We start from the raw sequence: 22591 nt of genomic DNA on the forward strand, positions 1-22591 counted from the left end.
TAGGCCCCGAAGTGATCCGAAACCTTATGGCTTCGTCCGCTTTCGGGGCCTATGTTTAATTCGGAAATCCGTCACTTTATTGTTATAGCGATCGACAACGACACGGTTTCTGTATTATCATTTCCGATCAACAGAATTTCATAGTCGACATTGTCCTTTTTGTACGTCACCTTAATTTGCTGCTGCGCTTTTTTAATGCCGTCGAAGAGTTCTGCCTTATTTTCCGTCCCCAGCTTCTTGCTGCCTTTTCCATAGGTATACACCATCATATCCGCGGCTTTCTTCTCACCAAGCGAGTTTTTGAGCGTCTCGTTCAGCAGGGATACCAAGGAAATGAAATTATCCTTTGAAATGTCCAAGTTATTGAGGTGGATGCTGTAATCGATCGATTTATCCTTTGCATCCAAACGATAGGAGCGGAATAACTGCACTCCCGACGCGGTTGAATCGCTGTAATAGATCGATCCGTTGGAGTCGGTTTCCACCGGAGGGGTCTTCTCCAGCGTTTTGGCATCCTGAATCGTTTTTATTTTTTTCAGGGCCGCATGATTGCCGAGATGAGCTTCCAAAAGCTTCTGCTTCACTTCGTTAAGAACAGCATCGCCAACCACGACTCCCTGATCGCCTGAAGCTTCCGATACGAATACCGGGTTCTTCGGTAAAGAAATCTTGATTTCTTTGAGCGGATATTGGCCGCCATCAATCATCGTATCCTCAGCAACCACATTTCCGTCCTGATTCACACCTCCAAACATTACAAACGGATGCTGAACTTCTTTGTCACCTGCAGAGGTTGCTGTGAAGTAGTAATTGATCTCATAAAAATATTCGCCACTGTGCGGCAGGACACTTACGTTAAAATCGGCTTCCCGCTGACCTGGATAGATCGTTCCATAAAAAGGCGGCGTCAAATCCCGATCTTCGTAATTTGAATATCCTCCTCCGCTGGAGCGAGTATAAAAGGTGACCGTTCCATAGAAATCAACCGGCTCCTCCAGTTCGACGCCCTCCGGCAGGATCATTTTTCCGGGGATGATTTGGACCGGATTATTACGAAGGCTGATTTTGAAGTCATCCGGCTGCCCCGTGGTTTCATCAGCATATTTATTGGCTAGCTCATAAATTCCATTAGGACTGCGTTCCACATACCGCCCGGAGACGATCAACTCCTGTCCGGCCAATTCCTTTTCCAGCGCCAAAGAAAATGTCTTACTGCGTACCCCTTTTTCCAATTTGACGATTCTTTCCAGTGCCAGAGAATTATTTCCCCTTGGCGTCCTTACCCACAAACGAATCAGAATATCTTCTTTGGCTGCAGCGCCGTCCCCAAGCGAGATTGTACCCGAAATGATCGGATATCCTTTTTGTTTGAGAACCTGCATCGCCTGCGGATCAAAGCTGTCCGCATCTGCTTTCGGGGTAAGCCCTTGCCTCCAAACATGGTCTCTCCCCATTTGAGAGTCGCTCAGCAGAAAATAATTATACTTGTTTGCCTCGCTTTGCCCGTCGTGGTCGCCTTCCTGATTTCTCGCCGCATCCAAATGATAATATTTACCGTCCACTTTCACGAGGTTCCAGGCATGGGGCTTGGAAGCGCCGTTTAACAATTCCAGTCTATCGATGTCCGAATCTTTCATACTCATATAACCGGTAAGAATGAGAGACTCAACTCCCATATCGTTTAACAGCAGGCCGGCGGCATAAGCAAAGCTCTCCCCGTCCCCCGCCGTGGAACCGAAAACGCCCAGCAGGCCGAATTGTCCGGTGCGCGCAAACCGTTTGTTTTTGACTAGATATTCGTTAACTGCCAATACTTTTTCATAATCCGTCATACCCGGCCTACTGATTTTGTCCGCAATCTCGGCTGCCTCTTGCTTCAAATCAGCTACCATCTCCGCATCGTAGTCCTGGGTGAGTTGAGCCTCGATCTGTTTCAGATCCTTTGGACCCGTCAGACCGATCCCTTTGCCTGCCTCGTCATAAAAATCCACTTTTCCCTTTTCTCTGATTACAATGGCTCTCTCATCAAACACCAAAACATCGTAATGATTCAGTCTACCTACAAATACCTGGGCAGGAACTCTTACAACATCGCTGTCCAAGCGAGCCTTATAAGGCATTGTCACCGCTTGGCCGTTCACCTTGGCTGATTTGCTGTCCAAAGTGAATTCAAATTTGACTTGATCCAGTAACAACTGGACCTTCTTGGTCTTTGCATTTAAATTGTAGGATCCCTGAAGCCCATCGGCCAGCGGCTTAATCGGAATCAGCAGTACATCAGTAAAAAGATCGGGCAATTCATCATGGCTCTTCTTTCCAAGCTCTACCTTTTTATTGTCGATTTGTATGTACTTTGAATTCAACGCCAAGGATACCCTATGCGGCATTTTCGCCGATTTTGTAGCAGCGTCCACTGCTGCCGATACGGACGCAGGCCATATGACAGCCAGTAACAAGGCCGTTACCAGTACAAATACGACAGTTTTTCTCATCCCTAAATCCTCCTCTTAATTGGTTTTAAACCCCATTATACCTGATTATTCCAAAATACGAGATTGTTTTCCTTTCTCAACACCAAGACCACCTCCAAATAGAGGTACCCCCAACGTGGATAGCACGGGTTTTAAGCGAATAATCGATAGATAGCGGATGGGCGATCGTACCTCAAATGAATAGAGGCGGCAGCTTGCTTCTCCAATCCTTTTTTGAGGAATAAAATCCAGGGACGTTTTCAACACGCCGGAATAGGGGCCTTTATCTATTTTTGTAAAAGAAAAATAGCGCCCGAAAGGGCGCTCAGATTGTCGAGAAACCCACGTCTTTGAGACGGTGGGTTTCTCTTTTTTATTTGCAGTGTACTCTCAAGGTTTATAAAGAGGGGATCCCCACTTTTCCAGGCGATCCAGATGGATCGCCATCTTCTTCATGTTCTGCACAGCGGCCGTCATCAAAGCTTGTTCTTTGACGTTAGCCAATCCGCGTAAACGGCAATAGCGAAACCCATGGAGCTCTTTGGCATCCGCGAAGCTTCGCTCAATCGTTTCTTTTCGTTTGCGGTACAACTGTTTGCCGTCACGGCTCAGCCGGTTGTTTCGTACCCACTCTTTGCTGTCCTCCCATACGTGACGGGTCAACACCTTTCGGTGGTTACGGGAATGAGTGCATTGCGCAAGCATAGGACATTGTTTGCAATGCTCCGGGTCCGACGCATACTGTCGGTAACCCTTTCGGTCGGTCGTCCGGTATGTCAGACGGTGCTCTGCTGGACAGATATAAGTGTTGTTTTCGGCGTCGTAAATAAACTTCCACTTCGGAAATAGGCCTTGCTTGGGGTGAAATCTCCGGTGTGCAATCACTGCAAAAATTTTTCGTTCTTGTAAACCACGGCAAATCGGCGTCGTTAAATAACCCGAATCCAGCGCTACAGCTTCTACTCGAAAACCAAAACGTTCTCTCTGACGGTCTAAACGAGATAAATACGGAACCGAATCATGGACATTTCCCGGCGTGATGTGGACATCGGTAATGAGATTGTATTTGAGATCCACCGTCCGGTGGTCGAGATAAAAGAACCCTTCTGGCTTTCCGTCACGAACCATATAGCCGCTCTCTGGATCTGTGGTGCTCACTTTAATTTCCTTGGTTTCACTCACTTCCTCTCGCTCTTTTAGGGCTTTTTTCCATGCGCTTTACGGTCCTCCGTGACGGCTCCATTGAGTTCGTCAATATAGTCCTTGGTGTTTTGCAGAACTTCCTGCTTGGTATATTGGTGCTTGTTGGCGTTGGCTTTCACATGAGTCGAATCGGTGATAAGTACGCGTCCGCCCACCATTTTATGTGAAATGGCTTGGAGAACGATTTCATCAAAGATCTCTTGAAAAATATCCGTATCCTTAAAGCGAGTTCGCCGGTTCCAGCTAATCGTCGAATGGTCTGGGACTTTATCGGTCAGGCCCAGACCCAAAAACCAACGATAAGCCAAATTGGTTTGAACCTCTCGTTCCAACTGGCGTTCGGAGCGAATGCCATAAAAATAGCCGAGAAAAATCATCTTAAACAGGATGACTGGATCAATGGCCGGGCGTCCATTGTCCGCACAATACAGGGGCTGAACCTTTTTTTCAATAAAAGAGAAGTCGATATACTTGTCTACTTTACGCAGCAAGTGATCTTGTGGAACCAGTTCTTCGATCGAAACGAATTCATAGCTTTGTTGTTTTTCCCGATTAGATCTCAGCACCAAAAACACCATCCGTTCATGAGTAGTTACATATATTATACAACATTAACGCGGTGCCGTCTTAAATTAATTGAATCAAAAGAAGGCCGTCGAGACTTTCTCGACAGCCTGAGGGCTGCATTCATCCTTCAAATCTATCAGGTTCCTGAACCGTAAGAGCAGCAATAATCCGTTACACTGCGGACTTCCAGCTTAAAGGAGGAGTTGGCCGGCACCGTAAAGGTGCCCCGGCCGCTGATCTCTCTCCACTGGGTTTCGCCGGGCAGCAAGAACTTCAGGTCCCCGGAAAGAATATCCATCACCTCAAGCGAATCCGTTCCGAATTCGTACTCCCCCGGAAGCATGATCCCGAGCGTGATTTTGTTTCCGTCCGGAAGCCATACGGTCCGGCTCGTCACTTTACCGTCAAAATAAATGTTGGCGGCTTTGTCTACAGTTACGTTTTTCAATTGCTGCTCCATGTGTCCAAGCTCCCCTCATCTTTTAATCGAAGTTCAATTATTTCAATTGATCCTTCACATGTTTCACTACGTTCTCCACAGTGAATCCGTATTCGGCGATAACTTTATCCCCAGGCGCGGAAGCACCGAAGATGTCGATGCCGATAACGGATCCTTTCTCGCCTACATAACGTTCCCAACCGAACGGATGCGCCATTTCCACGGCAACGCGTGCTTTAACATCCGGCAGGATGACGGAATCCTTGTAAGCTTGGTCTTGTTTGTCGAACAGATCCCAGCTCGGCAAGCTGATAACGCGGACATGGATGCCCTCTTCAGCCAATGCGGCTTGAGCTTTGACAGCCAATTGCACTTCAGAGCCCGTAGCGATGATTTGAGCTACCGGTTTGCCGTCCTTCGCATCGGATACGACATAACCGCCGCGTTTTACGCCTTCGCGCGCAAGCTCCGCGGTTTTTTCCAGAATCGGCAGGTTTTGGCGAGTCAGCACCAGCGCTACCGGATTGGAAGTGTTCTCAACCGCATAAGCCCATGCAGCGGAAGTTTCATTGCCGTCCGCCGGACGAATCACGGTTACGCCAGGAATAATGCGCAGCGAAGCCAATTGTTCGATCGGTTCGTGCGTCGGTCCGTCTTCGCCTACGGCGATACTGTCATGCGTAAGCACGTAAGTGACAGGCAGCTTCATGATGGAAGCCAGACGAATCGCCGGACGCAGGTAGTCCGTGAACACGAAGAACGTACCGCCGAATACTTTAAGCCCGCTGTGAAGAGCGATCCCGTTCATAGCGGCAGCCATGCCGAATTCGCGAACGCCGAAATAAAGATTGCGTCCTTCGCGGCTTTGCGGAGTATAAACCGAAAGGCCTTTAAGATGCGTCATCGTCGAGCTTTCAAGGTCGGCCGATCCGCCAAGCAGCTGCGGAACTCCGCCGGTCAAGCCGTTCAATGCGTTACCGGAAGCAACGCGAGTCGAAAGGGCTTTATCTTCGGCGGTGTACTTCGGAAGATCCTTATCCCAACCTGCAGGAAGCTTGCCCTCGGCAGCCAGTTCAAACTGGGCAGCCAATTCCGGATACTCGGCTTTATATTTTGCAAATGTTTCATCCCAAGCTTTGTTGGCAGCGATGCCGCGTTCTTTAACTTTGGCAAAGTGCTCGCGGACTTCTTCAGGCACATAGAAATCTTCTTCATAGACCCATTTGTAGAATTCCTTCGTCAGCTTCGCTTCTTCCGCGCCGAGCGGAGAACCGTGCGTACCGCCATGGCCGCCTTTACCTTGCTTGTTCGGGCTGCCGTAACCGATGACCGTTTTTACTTCGATCAGAGTCGGACGCTCGGTATCGCGTTTCGCTTCTTCGATGGCAGCTTGGAGCGCAGCCAGATCGTTGCCGTCTTCCACGCGCAGCGTTTGCCAGCCGTAAGCTTCAAAACGTTGTCTGACGTTTTCGGAGAAGCTGAGGTTCAGTTCGCCGTCCAGCGAGATGTCGTTGGAATCATACAGGAAAATCAGTTTGCCAAGCTTCAGATGTCCGGCCAGGGAAGCCGCTTCGCTGGCTACGCCTTCCATCAGGTCGCCGTCGCCGCAAATGCCGTAAGTATAGTGGTCGATAACCTTGAGGTCGCCTTTGTTGTAAGTAGCGGCCAGTTGCGTCTCGGCCAACGCCATACCGACAGCCATCGCGATCCCTTGACCAAGCGGACCCGTTGTAGCGTCAACACCGGCAGTATGACCGAATTCAGGGTGGCCCGGAGTTTTGCTGCCCCATTGACGGAATTGCTTCAGCTCTTCCATAGGCAGATCGTAACCGGACAGGTGAAGCAAGCTGTACAGGAGCATCGAGCCGTGTCCAGCGGACAGGACAAAACGGTCGCGGTTGATCCATGTCGGATTTTCAGGGTTGTGGTTCATTGTTTTCGCGAACAGCTGGTAACCCATCGGAGCCGAACCCATCGGCATCCCCGGATGGCCGGATTTCGCCTTCTCGATAGCGTCGATCGCCAACGTACGGATCGTCGTAATCGACAGATTTTCAATCGTGTTGTTGTCTGAAAGTGGCATTTCATTTCCTCCTTGGTCATGAGAAATACTTGTGCATAAAGAGTGGTCCAAGCTTGCTAAATAAAACATTCAAATTGAAAAAATCATTTTGACTTTATCTATTGTACCACTACATGCATCCGTTTTCCATACCTGATATTAACCCTCTATAAGCATTCCCGCTATGAATGCAAGAATACTTCCCGGGCCGGGTGCGGGAACAAAAAACGTCTCCTTCCCGGAGACGTTTTTTGCTTTGCGTGTGAGATAAGGCCAGGGGCTTACCGGCTTCGCCGCCGCTTGGCTTCCAGCAGGCGGCCGAGCCGGTCCTCGCCAGGATCGGAGGCGTCCGGCGCTTTGGCCGGTGGTGGCGGCGCGGCAGAAGGCGCCGGCGTTCCGGCAGACGCATCGGCCTCGGCGCGATTCGCGTCGGGCCCGGCGGCAGGGCGGCGGTTGTTGCTGGCGTCGGAAGACCCGACGCTCGTGCCGCCGCTGTTGGAGCCGCCGGATCCGGCTTCGGGGCCGGGACCTCCCCCGGCGCCGCCGTAAAAGGCGGTCGCGCGCGATTTTCGCGCGGCCAGCCGGGCGAGCCCGGCATCCGCCCCCGCAGGGGCGGAGCCAGGGGCTTGCGCGGGCGCTCGGCGCCCCGCGCGCAAACCCGGCATGGCGGCGGCAAGACGCCCCGCCATGCGCGCCCACGGCAACGCCAGACGTCGCACCGCGACGTCGGCGAGCCAGAGCAGGAGCGCCGCCGCCAGAAGCGGGCGCTCCCAGCCGCGAAGCTCGCGCTGCGGCTTCGCGGCAAAGCCGAACGCGGCCTCGGGCGCGTTCCAATCGAGCACCCGGCCGTCGGTCAGGTCGGCTACCGCCTTAAGCGTTTCCGCCGCATCGCCGTCCGGCAGGCGGTACTCCGGCGAATACGGGATCACGAATCCCGTGCCCATTCCCGCGCCCGCCTCGCCGTCTCCGCCCTGCAGGCGGAGCAAATAAGAACCCGGCGACCGGACGCTCGCCGTTCCCGAATACACTCCGGGAGAGACCTGAACGAGCGGCACCCCGGTCTCGTCTCCGCCTTCCCCGGCAATGACCGCCGCAAGCTCATCCGGTGCGTCCCCTTCCAAGGAGGTCACCTCAAACCTCACTTCATTGCCCTGGACCGTCGTGTTCACGTCATACGAAGAAGCCGTAAACTGCGGAAACGTCCATTTGACGAGATCCGCAAACAATCCCGGAAAGCCTTCCCAAGTCACGAAATCACGCGACCACTTTCCCGTCAGATCGCTCGTCCAGGCCACCGTCCGCCCGGATCCGTACTGCCACCTTGCCAAAAGCGGGTCCGGCTCGGGGCTTGAAAGCACCGTCTGGGCCGTGGACTTCGCGGTCGCGGCAACATAGCCGTAAATGGTCGGCAAGCCGTCCTGAAACCATCCGTTCAGGTCGCCTGCCTGGACAACCGCGGGGACGAAAGGGTTATCCACGATATAAGTCCGGGCGATCATCGCCGCCTCCCTGCTGAAAATGGCCGGCAGCGTCGTCTCGTCCTGGACGAAATAATAGCGTCCTTTGGCGCCTTTCGCGAGATTTTGCAGCAGATTAACATCCGCGTCATTCCCCACGGCCACCGTAGACATCGTGATTTTTCCGTCCTCCATCGATTTCAGCAGCTCGTCATATCCCGAATTCACCGCCGATTGGCCGTCCGTAAGCAAAATGATATGCTTCCGCTGCGCTTCGATATCGAGCATCTTCCCGGTCGCCTCCGACACCGCCGGAAAAATATTCGTCCCCCCCGCACTCGGAATGCTTCCGATCCGGGCGATGACATCTTCCTTATCCTCCAGCTTTTGCGGCTCGACGACCCACCAGGGCCGATCGTCGAAAGCGACCACGCCTACCGTATCGTTCGGCCGGAGAAGCTCGACCGTGCGCATCGCCGATTCCTGCGCCAGCTTCAGCTTCTCTCCTTCCATACTGCCCGAGCGGTCGATGACCAGGATCAGGCCGAGCGATGGAATTTGCCGCTTCCCCTCCAGTTCCATCGAAACGGGAAGCAGCTTCTCGATCGGCGTCTTGTAATAACCGCCCATCCCAAAGCTGTCCTCTCCCCCGATCATCATAAAACCGATGCCGTAGGACCGGACCGCCTGTTCGATTGCATCCATCTGTTTGCCTCCGACCTGATCGCCGGATACATTATTGAACAAAATGCTGTCATATGCCGCATATTTGACCAGCTCCGTCGGGAGCATGCCGGGATGAATCACGGAATAATCAATCAGGCCCGACTTCAGCGCATTTTCCAGATTGGAGGATGTCCCCGTTTTTCCTTCGACGATCAGCACTTTCGGACTTCCCGTTACCCGGGTGATCGCATAGCCCGCATTGTTCGCCGCCTGTTCGTCTCCCTGGGCAAACAATTCCGCCCGGTAACGATGCAATCCCGGTTCTTTGGCCAAGCCCTGCATCGAAAACCGGTTATCCCCCCGCTCCAGCGCAACGGCTTGCCTGCCGATTTCCCGGTTGTCTTCATAAAGACGAAGCTCTCCGCTGCCGGAAAACGTACTGCGGACGAGCACTTCGAAAGCAAAGGACTCCGCTTGATACAGCTTTTCGGGTAAATGAAAAGATTCGATCGCGGCATCCTTCCTTGCCGGAGGCTCGGCTCCCAACACATCGACGGCAATTCCTCTCGCCTTGAGCAGGGATGCCTCCGTCAGGACGCTTCCGACGTTTTCCTCTCCGTCCGAAATGAGCACGACTCTGCCGTTCTCTCCGCTCCCGAGCATGCTGCCCGCCAGTTGCAAGCCTTTGGACAAATCCGTGAACCCGCCGTTCACCTCCGTCCCGGAGCTGCCCGCAACCGGAGCGGGGTCGAGGTTTTTCTCGATGGCGGCATCCAGCCCGGAAGTTACGATTCCGGCACGGTCTTGCTCGCTTTTCCCTTGGCTTGCCTTGCCGATCCATGCCCATGCCGCATCCTGATCCGGCATACTGGCGGAACGGTCGGTTACAAATACGATTTCCTTATCCTTGACCAAGGTGAACGTCTGAAAGCCTGCCAGCAGCAGCACGAGCAGCGTAACGATCAGCGCCCGGAGTCCGACCGCCCATTTCTTCCGGGCTCCCTTCAGCCTGTAATCGGTCTTGTAGGCATACCAGACTCCGGCGGCCAGCGGCAACAGGAGCAGCAGTACCCATGGATGGTCAAATTGAACGCCCACGCTGATACACCCCCCACTCCGCCAAAATCACGATCAGCGCCAGCAGCGCGGCAAGACCGACCAAAGAATAGCGCGATTTCCCCTCTGCTCCGCTATTTGTCTGCATCACCGGCGCCGTCTCCTGTTGAGCCGTCCCCTGCTCATTTCCTGAACGTTCCGCTTCGATACGATTTTTATCGCCAATCCGTAACGCCATGTTTCCGCTAAAATCCGATTCCGCGGGATCGGCAGCGACCTCCGCCAAAAATACCGGCTGCTCCGAACCGTCCGCTCCTTTTCCGGTAAATTTCCAAAGTCCTGGCACGCCCGGAGCGGTTTGACGGGAGGATACGCCTTCGCCCTCCCCGCTTTTTTTCCGGTCGGCCGCGATTGGCCCGGCACCTGCCCGCAGCGCATATCCGCCTGCAGGAACCCAGGACGCCTCCGTCAAGTCCGCGGATATCGGGATATCCAATTTCTCACCGGCCAAGGTCCTGCCTAACGCGGTTGCTTTCCCCGACTTCAGCCATTCCACCGCATTGTTCACCAATATCGGAAACTCCGGCCGAAGCGGCAAATCGCTGTCCTGAAGCGCGAACAGGAATACAAGCCGGGGCACGCCCGCCTCCTTACCCGCATAAGCCGCAGTCCGCCCTCCAATGCGCATGATCGGCTCGGCCCAGACCGGAAGCTGTGCGTCCACCAGCTGACCTGTCGGGGCCTCCGTGATCGAAACGTACCGGGTAACCGGATGCTGCACCGTCTCCGTTTCCCCGTTCTCCGGCTGTTTTTTCGTCCCTTCTCCGCCCCATGTCCAAAGCGGGGTATCCCGCCAGATTTTCGCCCAAGGGCCTTCACGTACAAACTCCGGGGCCGCCCCGTCGACAACGATCAGATCCGGTTTCGTGTCGGGTATCGGCGGCCCGGCCGAACCGCGGTCTCCGCCGGTCCCCGACGAAGGATCCAGGCGGGTCACGCGGGAGCCGGTCAACTGAAGCGCTTTTTCCAAAAACAAATTCCCCGGAGACAACAGCAAAATATTCGCCGCCTCCGCTTTTTTCGGGAAAGCATATGCTTCGTTATCCGGAGCATAGGCATCCTCCCCGTTCAAGACAACCCGGTAAACTCCCGAGGACGGAAGTTCCGTAAAAGCAACCGTCACACTTTCCCCGCCTGCCATCGAGAGATTCCGGGTATCCAAAAGACGATCATCACCATAAAGATCGAGCGCCGTCTCCACTCCGCCTTCCCCATAGTTCTTCACGACGGCGATTCCTTCAACCTGTGCTTGGCCGTCCGTTGACCTTACCCCGAACTGGGAAATCGCCGCATTTCCGTTCTTCTCTGCATCCACGGAGATCACTTCGACCGGCGCTTCGAATCCGACCTCCTTTGAGGTCGCCCTGTCGGCCCACTGCCCGTCGGTATAAATCGCCAATTTGGCCGTCCGGTCATCCCGGGTCAAGGCCTCCGCCAACGAAAGCGTTTCCCGGTATGCCGCCGTGCCGTAATCGACCTTAAGACCGGCAATCGCTTTTTTGAGCACGCCCCGATCGCTTTCCCGCGACACGACCACCTCCGGCTGACTGCCCAGCTTTAAAAGAGTCACTTCTTCTTCTCCGCCCATCCGGTCGACATAGCCCGCAAGGCTGATTTTCAGAAGATCCAACCGGGTTTCCATATTTTCTCCGGCCCCTTGCGATGTTCCGGTAACCGCGCTCATGCTGGCCGACGTATCGGCAACGATAACCGTATGTCCCGCATGACCGCCCCGGACCCATACGAAAGGCAGCATCAACGCGGCTGTGAGCAGCGCCGCCGCAAGCAGTTGAAGCCACAGAAGCAGGCGGTTCTGCAATTTTTGCCACGGCCGGTTGGCCTCCATATTGCGGAGCATCCGGTCCCACAGCAAATGGCTGGGCACTTTTGTATCGATATATTGGCGCTTGAACAAATACATCAGTACGATGGCCGGCAAAGTCAAACCGAACCATAATCCCGCCCAAGACGCAAAGCCCATTACAGCACCTCCTCCTTTGTTTCATTGGCATACCGCTTAAAAAGCAAGCGTTCCGGCTCCACGAAGCATCTCAAAAACGGCTTTCTCCAGCGGCCGGTCCGTCGGAACCTGAATATACCGGATGCCTCGTTCACTGCAGAAAGCGGATATTTCCGCGGTATAGCCGTTCAGTTCCCGCCGGTATGCGTCCAGTGCGTTTGCGGTAACCGCAAGCTCTTTACCGGTTCCCAGTTCGCTATCCACGAGCCGTAAATCTCCGCTTAGCCGAGGCTGAAGTTCATCCCGGGAAACCACCTGCACGAGCACGATTTCCTGGCCGGCGGCAAGCAGGTAAGAAAGCGCCTCTCCAAGCGCACCGGCTCCCCCTTCCAGCCAAAAGTCGGAAAAGATCCAAACCATTCCCGGGCGAGCCGGCAGTGCGGACGGATGACGGAGCGCTCCGGCCAGGTTCCCGGCACCGGTAGCTCGCGCCTCCCGCAAAAAGGAAAACAGCCTGGCCGCCGACGCCTTGCCTCTGACAAACGGCAGCTTGCTCTCCATTTTTTCAGAAAACAGGGCTGCCTGAACGCGGTCTTCCGCTGAAAGTGCCATATATCCGACGGCGGCAGCCAGCTTTTTGGCGAATTCCAGCTTTTGATCGCCGGCCTTCGGCGCTTGGCCGGGACCGGCCGACGGACCCTCCACCGCCTCCCCTCCGAAATCCATCGAGGCCGAAACGTCCAGATACAGGCTGACGTACATTTCCTGTTCGTCCCAATACTGCCGTACAAACGGACGCCCGGTCCGCCGATAGACGCTCCAATCGAACCGGCGGATATCGTCTCCTGGCGTATACTCCCGGTAGTCGGCAAATTCCAGGGAGGCGCCGAAATTGGCGGACCGCCTTTTTCCCTGGGCCGTTCCCCGAACTCTCCGGGCCGAGCCGAGCGACAGCCTTTCAAGCCGTGGCAGCAGGTTAGCCGGAAGCAGCGGCGCGCTCATCTTGCGTTCTCCAAGGCCGACAGAATATCCGAAATGAGTTCGTCCGGCCGGATTCCCATCGCTTGACCCTCGAAGTTGAGAAACAGTCTATGCCGAAGGGCAGGCACGGCTACAGCCGCGATATCGCCGGTGGACACATGAAGGCGACCTTTGGAAATCGCTCTTACTTTGGCCGCGGATACGATGGATTGTATGCCCCGCGGGCCGGAGCCGAACCGGACATAATTTTGCACCGAGGCCGGCGCCTCTTTCTCTTCCGGGTGGGTCATCATTAACAAGCGTACCCCGTAATCAAGCACTTCGTCGGCCAACAGCACCTCTTTGGAGGCACGGCGGATTTCCAGCAGCTCGGAAGAGGTTAATTTCCGGTCCGGAGCAGGCTGTTCCAAAGACGTCGTACGCCGGACGATCTCCTTCAGTTCCTCGGAAGACGGGTAATCGACATTGATTTTAAGCATAAAACGGTCGAGCTGCGCCTCCGGCAGCGGGTACGTCCCTTCCTGCTCGAGCGGATTTTGCGTCGCCAGCACGAAAAAAGGCTGCGGCAGCTTCCGCGTCTCCCCGCCGACGGTCACCGTCTGCTCCTGCATCGCTTCCAGCAGCGCGCTCTGGGTTTTTGGCGACGCCCGGTTGATCTCGTCGGCCAGCACAATGCTGCTGAACACCGGGCCGGATTGAAATACCGTGTCGGCGGCCCCTTGCGGACCGAACCGGATCACGTTCGTGCCTGTAATATCGCTTGGCATCAGATCCGGCGTGAATTGAATCCGCGAAAACGACAAATCCAGCGTATCCGCAATCGTCCGGACCAGCACCGTTTTGCCGAGTCCCGGAATCCCTTCAAGCAGAGCATGCCCGCCCGCAAAAATACACCAGAGCATCTGCTCCACCACTTCCTGCTGCCCGACGATGACGCGGGAGATTTGCTCCCGCACCGACGCGATCGCTCCGCTCCACGCTTCTACCTGTGCCGAAGGTTGCAACATGTCGATCTCCTCCTCTTATATACTGACCGGCTTTGGCTTTTCTTGGCTAAAGGAACTGAGCGCCCTTATTTGGCCAAATTCAGCCGTTTTTATTTCCTAACGGAACCAGGAGCTCTTATTCGCCAGGTTAACCGGAGAAAAACGTTGTTTTTGTCCAAATAACGTCTCCTGATTCCGTTACACCGGTCGATTGATCGTTTCATCAGCAAATAACGTCTCTCAGTTCCGTTACTCCGAATATTTCTTCCGGACACCCGAAACCTCGATGACCATCCCGATAATGCAACGTTCATCTATCCTCCCGGGTCGATCTCCGTAAAATAACTTTCCACAAGGCTCTGCATGCTTTGCGGCAGCTCATTGCGTTCAAGCGAGCGTTTGGCTTCGGCCGCGTAGTCGCTGTACACCTCTTCATAGGAACGGCTCACCCCGTCGAAAATCGGGGATTGCCCTCCCTTCTGCACGGTTCCGCCGGTGGAGGGCCCGCCATCGTTTTGCACGTTACCGCTTCCGGCCAGTTCGCGTGGCGTCGTCACCAGCGTTCGGCCGCCGCTCCCGAGTCCTGCCCCCACCCCTTGACCGGTACCTGCGCCGCTTCCAGAGCCAGAGCCACTTCCGCTACCGCTGCCACTACCGCTGCCACTTCCACTACCACTTCCAGCACCACTGCCACTGCCAGATCCGCTACCGCTTCCCGCTCCGGCTCCTGAACCACTGCCCGCCCCGGGCGCTGATCCGCTTCCGCTTCCTGCGCCGCCGTTTTCGCCGCCCGCGCCCGGGTCTCCTCCCGCTTCGCTTCCTCCGGCTCCCCCGAGCGCGATCTGCTCGGCTGCGCCTCCCATGCTCCACGCATCGGAAACGGCGAGCCCCGAGGCGGCCATATCTTCTGCCAGTCCAAGTCCCTGCTCCGCCAATGCCGAAGCAAGCGCTCCCGCGGCAGCGGATTGGTCCGAGTTCATTTCCGATGCCTTCATATCCTGCTGCAGCGCGGCAGCCAATTCCTGCATCGCCTTATCGCTTTGCTCCCCGCCGCCGCTTTTCGCCGCGGCGGCGGCTTGCTTCAACGCCTCCGCCAGCTTTTTGGCGTTTTCGTCCCCGTTTTTGATCGATTCGGCCGCCTTTTCGAGACTGTCCGCCAGCCTTTGGCGCTGCTCTTCGGACATGCCCGGCAGGCTTTGCTTCAACTGCTCCGTTTGCTTGGCGAGCCCGCTTTCGCTCCGCTCCTCCAAAGCCCGGGCTAGTTCCCCAGTATCCGGGGATTTCTTAAGCGCATCGATCATTTCCGATCTCTGCCGCTGTTTAAGGTCCAGCTTTTCCTGCATTTCCTTCAGGCGCTTCATCGTTTCTTCCATGGCCTTGAGCGCCTCTCCCGGCTCGCGGCTTTGCTCCAACGCCCGTTGCAAATCGGCTAACTCCTTGGATATATCAGCCTTGGTCAGCGGATCCATTTCGGCGGTCTCCAGCTCCTTGACCAGATTGTCCGTCTCCTTCTGTTGGGCATGGACCCATTCCCGCTCCTTGCGGATCCGGTCGAGGATGTCCTGCTTCGGGTTCGGAAGCGCGGCAAGCAGGATCACCAGCACCAGGCCGGCGGACAGGACTGCCCAAGTTTTCCCGCGGCGAGGCATCGGAAGATGCCGTTCCAGCTCCTGCACATAAGCGGCGGCGAATGCTTCGGCCTGCTGGCGCTGCAAACGGGCCGAGAGGGTGTCCTCATCGGCGAACGCGAGCGCCGTCTTCATCATGTCCAGCCGTTCCTTCCCCGGTCCGGGACAGTCCATGACGCGTGCCGCTTCGTCAATCGAAACCTTGTTCAACAAGCCCCAAGCGCCGCACACGACCGTCAAAACCATCAGGCTTATGGCCGCGAACAGAAGGATGTCTTCGATGGGCCATAGTCTCCCGGCGATTAGACAAAAAAAGGCGGCAACAAGCCCTGCCGCGAATCCGCGCCGGATTCCATCCCACGCCCGGAACCATTGCAGCCTCCTGCGTACGACGTTCAATTGCCGGTATAATTGCTGCACCGTTGCCGCCTCCTTTCCCGAAACGCTTTTATTCACCTAGATTTTCGGCCCCGCCCGTCTGCGGAACCTCCGCTTGCACCTTTTTCTTTCTTTTGCCTCGTACCGGTCTTATGCTGCGGATCGCCAGCCATAGAAACAGAACGATCAGCACGCTGTAAACGAGGAGGAATTCCTGCCACAGCTCGATCGGCGCTCCTTGCTGCGCAAGGTTGCTCCGCTGCACGAAAAAGGCGGAATCCGAAAAGGACGGCTCAAAAATGCTGATCAACGCCCCCGCCGGATTCAAACCGAGCAAAAAGCCCACCCACGAATAGGGCCTTGACGGTGCCCCGGCACTGTAATAATTCGCCTGGTCGATCCCCATCGCGAACAGAAAAGCCAGCCCTGTCGCCAGAAAGATCACGAGCCCCACTCCGTACGTCATAATGACGGACAGCATCGTTCTTTTGAACACCGTAGAAAAGAAAACACCGATCGAGCCGAGCAATAGCATCACGAACAAATAAAACAGAAACACCGACACCAGTTGGCTCGGAGACACGCCGCCGTACAAAAATACGATGCTGTAGACCGGCAACGTGGCGAGGATGATCAATGTCATAAAGCTGAGTGAAGCCGCGAGCTTGCTTAGGATGATCGTCGCCGAGCTCTGCTGGGTCGTCAACAGCATGTTCAGCGTCTGCTTTTCCCGTTCTCCGCTAATCACGCCGGCCGTTAGCGCCGGAGTCATGAACGCGATCAGGACAAGCTGCGCAATGCTGAGCGCATAGAACATCAACCGGCTTGTGCCCGGATCGATTCTGCCCGTGTGGGCCATGCCGCTTGAAGCCATCATGACGTAGATGATTCCCATGGCAAGCAACCCCATAACGAGCACGTAAGCAAATACGGATATCGCCGATCTCGGCGTCCGCATCCGCAAGCGGAATTCTTTGCCGAGCACCGGGTTAATCAGTACCTTTTGCCAGTTCATGTTCCGCCCCTCCTTTCGTAATTTCCAGAAATACGTCCTCCAGGTTGCTCTGGGCTTCATGGAAGGAGACCACTTGATATCCCGAGGCGATGATACCGCCCAACAGAGCGGACTGCTCCGCGTCGCCGCCGCCGAAATGAACATGAACTCCCGTCTCGTCATGAAGTACCTGGCTGACGTGAGCTTCATCCCTTAGACGCTCCGCCAATTCCTCCGCCCTGTCGATCACGCGGATATGGAGCACTCTTTTCACCCGAAGCCGGTTTTGAATTTCGCTTACTTTGCCTTGAGCCACCATCATCCCGTGCTCGATCACGCCGATTTCGTCGACCATTTCCGCGAGCTCCGGCAAAATATGCGATGAAATGATGATCGTTTTGCCCATCAGCTTCAGTTCCTTCAATATTTCCCGCATTTCGATTCGCGCGCGGGGGTCGAGCCCGGAGGCGGGTTCGTCGAGAATAAGCACATCCGGATCATGAACGAGGCAACGGGCCAGGCAAAGGCGCTGCTTCATGCCCCGTGACAGACTGTCCACATAAGCATCCTTTTTATCGCTCAAGTTGACAAGCTCCAGCAGTTGCGGAATGAGCTTTTCCCGCTCCGCGCGCGGAATGCCGTAGCTGGCTCCGTAAAAATGCAAGTATTCCGTCGTTTTGAATTGATCGTATACGCCGAAAAAGTCCGGCATATAGCCGATTCTTTTGCGGACTTCATGCGGTTCCTCCGTCACTTCGAATCCGCCTACCTTGGCCGAGCCCGAAGTCGGCGCCAGCAATGTCGCCAGAATCGACATCGTCGTCGTCTTTCCGGCGCCGTTCGGTCCGACAAAGCCGAACACCGTTCCTTTATCGATCGTGAGGTTGACGTTTTTCAGCGCTTCAAAACCGCCGTAGGTTTTCGTCAGATTTTTAATTTCGATCACTTCGCGGCACCTCCTTTCAGCGAGATTTCCGGAAGGTTGAAGGAAGCCCACTCCGCGGCCGTAATTTTAAGCTTCACTTTATCGCCCTCGATATAGGAATTGGCATCCAGCGCGGTTCCTGTTTGCGAATTCACGCCTGCTTCCGCTTCATCCCACGTCTTTTTCTCCGTATTCCAAATCATCAGGGAGGTGTTTTGCCCCCGATTGGTCCAGCGAAGCCCGAGCTCCGCGTAAACGTTTTTGGCGCCCTTCGGCAAGCTGTACTCCAGCGTCAGATCTCCGGGAGACATATCGATGGCTTGCATGCCGTTGTTATACCATTCCTTCGCGGTCGCGGCGCTGATCAACGGATCGATCAGGCCGTATGGAATTCCGGCTTCGCCGTTTAAATCCGGTTCATAGGCCTGCACCACCATATTCAGCCAATCGGACGCAGCCTCTTTTCCATTTACTTTAAGGCCGCCTAATTTTTCTTCGTTCCAGGCAATCACGACATGTTTGTTAGCGGTAGCGGTCCGGTTCATGAACTGATTAATCATTCCTCTTTGCCGCTCGAGCAAATTATTTTCTTTCATGTTTCCTACCGTCGGGAAAACGGCCATCCCATAGTCGTTATAGTTGTAGGCCAAACTCAAAGACGAGGCGGGAATGGAAACCTGCTCGCCCTTTGGCAGATCGCCGAGAACATAGACCTGACCGGCCGTAAACAGCGCCGCGTTTTGCAGATCCGTATCCGTGCCGTTCGTCACGGTCCCCTGCGGTTTTCCGTTCGAATCGTATGAAACCCGGATATCAAGCGCTCCCGTCGTAAGGGAAGCCGAGTTATCCATCCATAGCTTGGCGATCGAACGGTGCGTCATCTCTCTCAGCTTGACGTCCGTCGATTCTTCGTTTTGCCGGATCAACTGCCGGTCCGCGCCGCCGGTTTGCCCTCCGCTAAGCAGTCCGTCTTCCCGTTGCATCGTAACGTATGTACCCTTGGGCAGCTGTACGCTGTACGTTCCGCCGCGGGGCACGAACAATGCGGTGGCGGAAGACGAGACCGCCAGGCCTTTTCCGTCGAGTTCGACCATGCTGAGGGTGTGAGCCCGGACGCTTGATTTTCCGGCGGTGCCGGCCATATAAATCCCGGCGCTGGCGATGACCGCGATGAGCGGGATCAATCCCCAAGCCCATTCCCGCTTGTCGAATTTTTTCAGAACATAATAAAGCGCGGGGGCAACGAGCAGCGCATAACCGATCAAGAGCCACAACAGCAACGAGAACGGAGGCAATGACAATGACGGAAAATAGTCCAGCAAGTAGCTTACCCCGGATAAGCTGTTACGCTGGGAGTTCACGCCTCTCATCACGGCGTTGTTTGCCGATAGCTCCTCTCCAAGCACGGTTTTCCAGACCTCGGCATGTCCGGCCCAACTGTGCAGCGGCTCCATGGCCAAGTCATATGCGGCGTAGCGGACCTTCCCTTTACCGAACTCCCGGGAAGCCAACAACGGAAGCGAGCCCGCGGACACATCCGCTTCCGCCCCATCCTTCAGCACAGACTCCGAAAGCGGAAACGGATCAGGGATCGACAGCGCTTTACCTCCGGCCTTTGCAAATTCGGCGAATGTCCCCTCCGTCCCATCCATGCTGCCTTTATACTCTACCGGGGATAGGTCCTCGAAGCCTTGAGCCGTTTTCGCGTAGCCTTGCCCGCCGCTTAACACGAGCGTGCCGCCCCGATGCACCCACGAACGGATGGCTTCCAGCTGTTTGGACGAAAGCGCGTCCGACGCAAAATTGTTCAACATCAGCACATCGAGACCGGAAAGCAAAATCCCCTCATCCGGAATTTGTTCCTTTTGAAGCGGAACGATCCGCGTGTTGAACCCGGTTCCGTTCATCGCCGCCAAAAAATTCGCGGTATCCGGGTCTTCGGACAATGCGCCGATCACCATACCGTTGGAGACGACGTTTTGCAAATAGGACAGGCCCGAAGAAAACGGGATGTATTTTCCCGTTTCCGCCGTTCCCTGATAGAAACGGATTTCACTATTTCTTTTGTTGAAAGCATTGCCCACGACGCCAAACGTTACGGATTTCGTCGTACCGGCCGGCAAATCGATCCTCTGGACATGCGATACCCGGGTCCCGGAATCCGGCAGCTCCGTCTGGACGACAAGCTCTCCGGACACGTCCTTGTCGCTTGTCAGCTTAACGGTCAACGGGCTCCATTCGTCCAGTTTGGTCAAATCCCCAAAGCCAAGCTCGGTTTCGATGCTGATCGACGGTCCCGCGGCGTATGCCGGGCTTGAAGGCAGAAGGCCCAGGGCCGTAACGGCGATGAGCAAGGACAGAGCTATAGCCGATGCTTTTTTCGCGAAAAAAAACAAAGTACGTTCCCCTCTCGGATTTATTTTCATATAAACTGTAACGATTGCCGTCCTTAAAAAGTTTCCTTTTATGCAAAAACCGCCCGGCAAATGGATGGTCTGCCGCGCGGTTGAATGATGCGATATGCCTTATTCTTCTAGTTAAAAACGACCGTTTTGTTCTGGTGCACAAGAATGCGGTCCTCGATATGCCACTTCACGGCTCTTGCGAGCACGACCCGCTCGATGGTCCGCCCGATCCGTTTCAGTTCACCCACGTCATCCCGGTGGCTAACCCGTTGGACGTCCTGTTCGATAATCGGTCCGCCGTCAAGCTCCTCCGTGACGTAATGCGCGGTGGCTCCGATGATTTTGACGCCGCGGTCATACGCCTGGGCGTATGGCTTGCCTCCGACGAATGCCGGAAGGAACGAATGGTGAATGTTGATGATCCGGTTCCGGTACGGTTCGATCAGCGCCGGAGAGACGATCTGCATATATCTTGCCAGCACGATCAGGTCAACCTTTCCGTTGACGAGCTCAAGCTGCTTTTGCTCGGCTTCCTTTTTCGTCTCCGGGGTTACCGGAATGTGATGATAAGGAATGCCAAAGGACTCGACATATTCCTTCATATCCGGGTGATTGCTGACGACCATGGAAATTTCGGCGTCCAGATCTCCGGCCTGCCACTGCCACAGCAGCTCCACCAGGCAATGGTCTTCTTTGGATACGAAGATGGCCAGCTTTTTCTTGTGGCTAAGCTGGTAAATGTTCCAGCTCATATCGAATTTGTCCGCAATCGCGGAAAAGTCTTGTTTTAATCCGTCCAGGCGATCTTCCAGCCGATCGAGGTCAAACTCGACGCGCATGAAAAACATGCCGCCTTCCGGGTTCATCGTATATTGGTCCGACTGGACGATATTCGCTCCGTGCTCATGCAGGAATTGCGAAACCGCGGCAACGATGCCGGGGCCGTCCGGGCAGGAAATGAGCATCCGGGCCCGGTTATCGTCGAAAGGTTTTGCCGGGCGTCCGCCCGCTTTAACATGTGCATCCATCGTTCTTGCATCCTCCTGAATTTCGTGTAAGTCCTTTTGCCTGGATCAATTAATGCCCGGTAGACAACCACGCTACCAGCCGCTGATTGATTTGTTCCTCCGAATAATCCGGGAACAGATTCGCCGCGGCGACGAGATCATATAAGCGTTCCAGCGGCTCGCGCGGGTCGGCCTTCTTCGCTTTCGCGTCGTTTTTAAGCAGATCCCAGGTGCCGAGCACAAAGCTTCGCGGATGGATATCTTGTCCCGCAAAAAACGCTCCCAGCTGTTCGATTTCGGTCAAAATATCTTCGCCGAACCGTCCGGCCAAATCGCCCCGAAGGAGCGCAATCTCCATTTCGTACATCGGACGCTGGGTTTTCGCGTCTTTGCCGACCCAAGGCGTTTCCAATATGAAAGGCCGCCCTTGCAGCGCCTCATGATGAACGACCCGGTTGATCGCCTCGAAGCCGATCCAGCCGGTTCCGAGCGGCGTATGGCGGTCTTTGCGCGCTCCCGCCGGGTTTTTGCTGTCGTTGATATGGACGATCGCAAGGCGGTTCAGTCCGATCAGATCGTCAAACTGCCGAAGCACGCCGTCCAGATCGTTCACGATATCATAACCCGCGTCATGAATATGGCAAGTGTCCATGCAGATCGTCAAACGTTCGTTATGCTGCACCTTATCGATGATCGAAGCGATCTCTTCAAAGCTGCGTCCGACCTCCGTGCCTTTGCCGGCCATCGTTTCAAGCGCGATGTTGACTTCCGTTTCATTCGTGCCGTTCAGCACTTCGTTCAGGCCTTCGGCGATTCTCGCCACGCCGTACTCCGCATCCTTGTCGGTAAACGCCCCCGGATGGAGCACGATATTCCGCACGCCAAGCGCATGCGTCCGCCGGATTTCCTCCTGCAAAAAATCGACCGCAAGCTGGTACGTATTCGACTTATAGGATCCAAGATTGATAATATAAGGAGCATGGACGACGATTTCGTCGATATTGGCGGCGGCCATGGCCGCTTTGCCCTGCTCGATGTTCATCGATTCGATCGGTTTGCGCCGCGTATTTTGCGGAGCCCCGGTATATATCATAAACGAACTGGAGCCGTAGGAAGCGGCTTCCTCCGTTGCAGTCAACAGCCCTTTGTCCGAGAACGAGACGTGGGAACCGATTTTAAGCATGTATTTTCCCCCTTTTGGACAGTAAATCGCTAAACAAACTTATTTTATCGTGATTACCCGAAAAAGGCCAGTCCATCGAAAAAAAGAGATTCCGCCTCGAAAAATATCCGGAAATACGATATAATCCAAATCAGTGATATATGTCACGGAATTATATTAATGG

At 55.0% G+C, this 22591-nt stretch carries 14 protein-coding genes; all 14 read right to left on the reverse strand.

The features are described 5' to 3' along the window. Positions 1-71 precede the first annotated feature (71 nt). The 14 genes from ACSFXJ_RS19215 to ACSFXJ_RS19280 all read right to left on the reverse strand — a co-directional run bounded on the left by ACSFXJ_RS19215 (position 72) and on the right by ACSFXJ_RS19280 (position 22428). A complete protein-coding gene (locus tag ACSFXJ_RS19215) occupies positions 72-2492 on the reverse strand; it encodes a stalk domain-containing protein (RefSeq protein WP_435922019.1) in 2421 nt (806 codons plus the stop codon). Positions 2493-2861: 369 nt separating this feature from the next. Further along, a protein-coding gene (locus ACSFXJ_RS19220) for an IS1182 family transposase (RefSeq protein WP_435922020.1) occupies positions 2862-4240 on the reverse strand; the annotation gives its coding sequence in 2 pieces (ribosomal slippage) (positions 2862-3670 and positions 3670-4240; 1380 coding nt in all). A gap of 137 nt (positions 4241-4377) precedes the next feature. Then, positions 4378-4701 carry a pyrimidine/purine nucleoside phosphorylase gene (locus ACSFXJ_RS19225; protein ID WP_435922021.1) on the reverse strand — a complete coding sequence of 108 codons (324 nt, stop codon included), beginning with the start codon at positions 4699-4701 and terminating at the stop codon, positions 4378-4380. A gap of 37 nt (positions 4702-4738) precedes the next feature. Further along, positions 4739-6763 (reverse strand): transketolase, encoded by a 2025-nt coding sequence (gene tkt / locus ACSFXJ_RS19230; protein ID WP_435922022.1) that lies wholly within the window; start codon positions 6761-6763, stop codon positions 4739-4741. Between the two features lie 260 nt (positions 6764-7023). Beyond that, on the reverse strand, positions 7024-9963 hold the full coding sequence (locus ACSFXJ_RS19235; protein ID WP_435922023.1) for a VWA domain-containing protein: 2940 nt from the start codon (positions 9961-9963) through the stop codon (positions 7024-7026). Then, positions 9947-11962: a vWA domain-containing protein gene (locus ACSFXJ_RS19240; protein WP_435922024.1), complete on the reverse strand. Its 2016-nt coding sequence runs from the start codon at positions 11960-11962 to the stop codon at positions 9947-9949. Before ACSFXJ_RS19240 ends, ACSFXJ_RS19235 begins: the two co-directional genes overlap by 17 nt. Positions 11963-11998: 36 nt before the next feature. Continuing rightward, on the reverse strand, positions 11999-12943 hold the full coding sequence (locus ACSFXJ_RS19245) for a DUF58 domain-containing protein (protein WP_435922025.1): 945 nt from the start codon (positions 12941-12943) through the stop codon (positions 11999-12001). Then, entirely contained in the window at positions 12940-13929 is a 990-nt protein-coding gene (locus ACSFXJ_RS19250) for an AAA family ATPase (RefSeq protein ID WP_435922026.1), read from the reverse strand. The genes ACSFXJ_RS19245 and ACSFXJ_RS19250 overlap by 4 nt, the downstream gene beginning before the upstream one ends. 293 nt (positions 13930-14222) lie before the next feature. Next, positions 14223-15956 (reverse strand): phage tail tape measure protein, encoded by a 1734-nt coding sequence (locus tag ACSFXJ_RS19255; protein WP_435922027.1) that lies wholly within the window; start codon positions 15954-15956, stop codon positions 14223-14225. 28 nt (positions 15957-15984) lie between these two features. Then, the gene (locus ACSFXJ_RS19260; protein ID WP_435922028.1) at positions 15985-16929 is read right to left on the reverse strand and encodes an ABC transporter permease; all 945 of its coding nucleotides are present in this window, start codon (positions 16927-16929) and stop codon (positions 15985-15987) included. Continuing rightward, positions 16904-17854, reverse strand: a complete 951-nt coding sequence (locus ACSFXJ_RS19265) for an ATP-binding cassette domain-containing protein (RefSeq protein WP_435922029.1) — start codon at positions 17852-17854, stop codon at positions 16904-16906. Before ACSFXJ_RS19265 ends, ACSFXJ_RS19260 begins: the two co-directional genes overlap by 26 nt. Continuing rightward, a complete protein-coding gene (locus ACSFXJ_RS19270; protein ID WP_435922030.1) occupies positions 17851-20229 on the reverse strand; it encodes a DUF7408 domain-containing protein in 2379 nt (792 codons plus the stop codon). The genes ACSFXJ_RS19265 and ACSFXJ_RS19270 overlap by 4 nt, the downstream gene beginning before the upstream one ends. Positions 20230-20366: 137 nt before the next feature. Then, positions 20367-21266 (reverse strand): formyltetrahydrofolate deformylase, encoded by a 900-nt coding sequence (gene purU, locus ACSFXJ_RS19275; protein WP_435922031.1) that lies wholly within the window; start codon positions 21264-21266, stop codon positions 20367-20369. Between the two features lie 49 nt (positions 21267-21315). After that, entirely contained in the window at positions 21316-22428 is a 1113-nt protein-coding gene (locus ACSFXJ_RS19280; RefSeq protein WP_435922032.1) for a deoxyribonuclease IV, read from the reverse strand. Between the last annotated feature and the right edge of the window lie 163 nt (positions 22429-22591).

Origin of the sequence: Paenibacillus salivarius (assembly GCF_051307165.1) — a bacterium.
GTDB lineage: Bacteria > Bacillota > Bacilli > Paenibacillales > Paenibacillaceae > Fontibacillus.

Excerpts from the sequence above, each read along its gene's own strand:
- ACSFXJ_RS19240 (WP_435922024.1), bottom strand. The coding sequence starts at position 11,962 with ATGGGCTTTGCGTCTTGGGCGGGATTATGGTTCGGTTTGACTTTGCCG.
- ACSFXJ_RS19215 (WP_435922019.1), bottom strand. The coding sequence starts at position 2,492 with ATGAGAAAAACTGTCGTATTTGTACTGGTAACGGCCTTGTTACTGGCT.
- ACSFXJ_RS19225 (WP_435922021.1), bottom strand. The coding sequence starts at position 4,701 with ATGGAGCAGCAATTGAAAAACGTAACTGTAGACAAAGCCGCCAACATT.
- purU (WP_435922031.1), bottom strand. The coding sequence starts at position 21,266 with ATGGATGCACATGTTAAAGCGGGCGGACGCCCGGCAAAACCTTTCGAC.
- ACSFXJ_RS19250 (WP_435922026.1), bottom strand. The coding sequence starts at position 13,929 with ATGTTGCAACCTTCGGCACAGGTAGAAGCGTGGAGCGGAGCGATCGCG.
- ACSFXJ_RS19280 (WP_435922032.1), bottom strand. The coding sequence starts at position 22,428 with ATGCTTAAAATCGGTTCCCACGTCTCGTTCTCGGACAAAGGGCTGTTG.
- ACSFXJ_RS19245 (WP_435922025.1), bottom strand. The coding sequence starts at position 12,943 with ATGAGCGCGCCGCTGCTTCCGGCTAACCTGCTGCCACGGCTTGAAAGG.
- ACSFXJ_RS19260 (WP_435922028.1), bottom strand. The coding sequence starts at position 16,929 with ATGAACTGGCAAAAGGTACTGATTAACCCGGTGCTCGGCAAAGAATTC.
- tkt (WP_435922022.1), bottom strand. The coding sequence starts at position 6,763 with ATGCCACTTTCAGACAACAACACGATTGAAAATCTGTCGATTACGACG.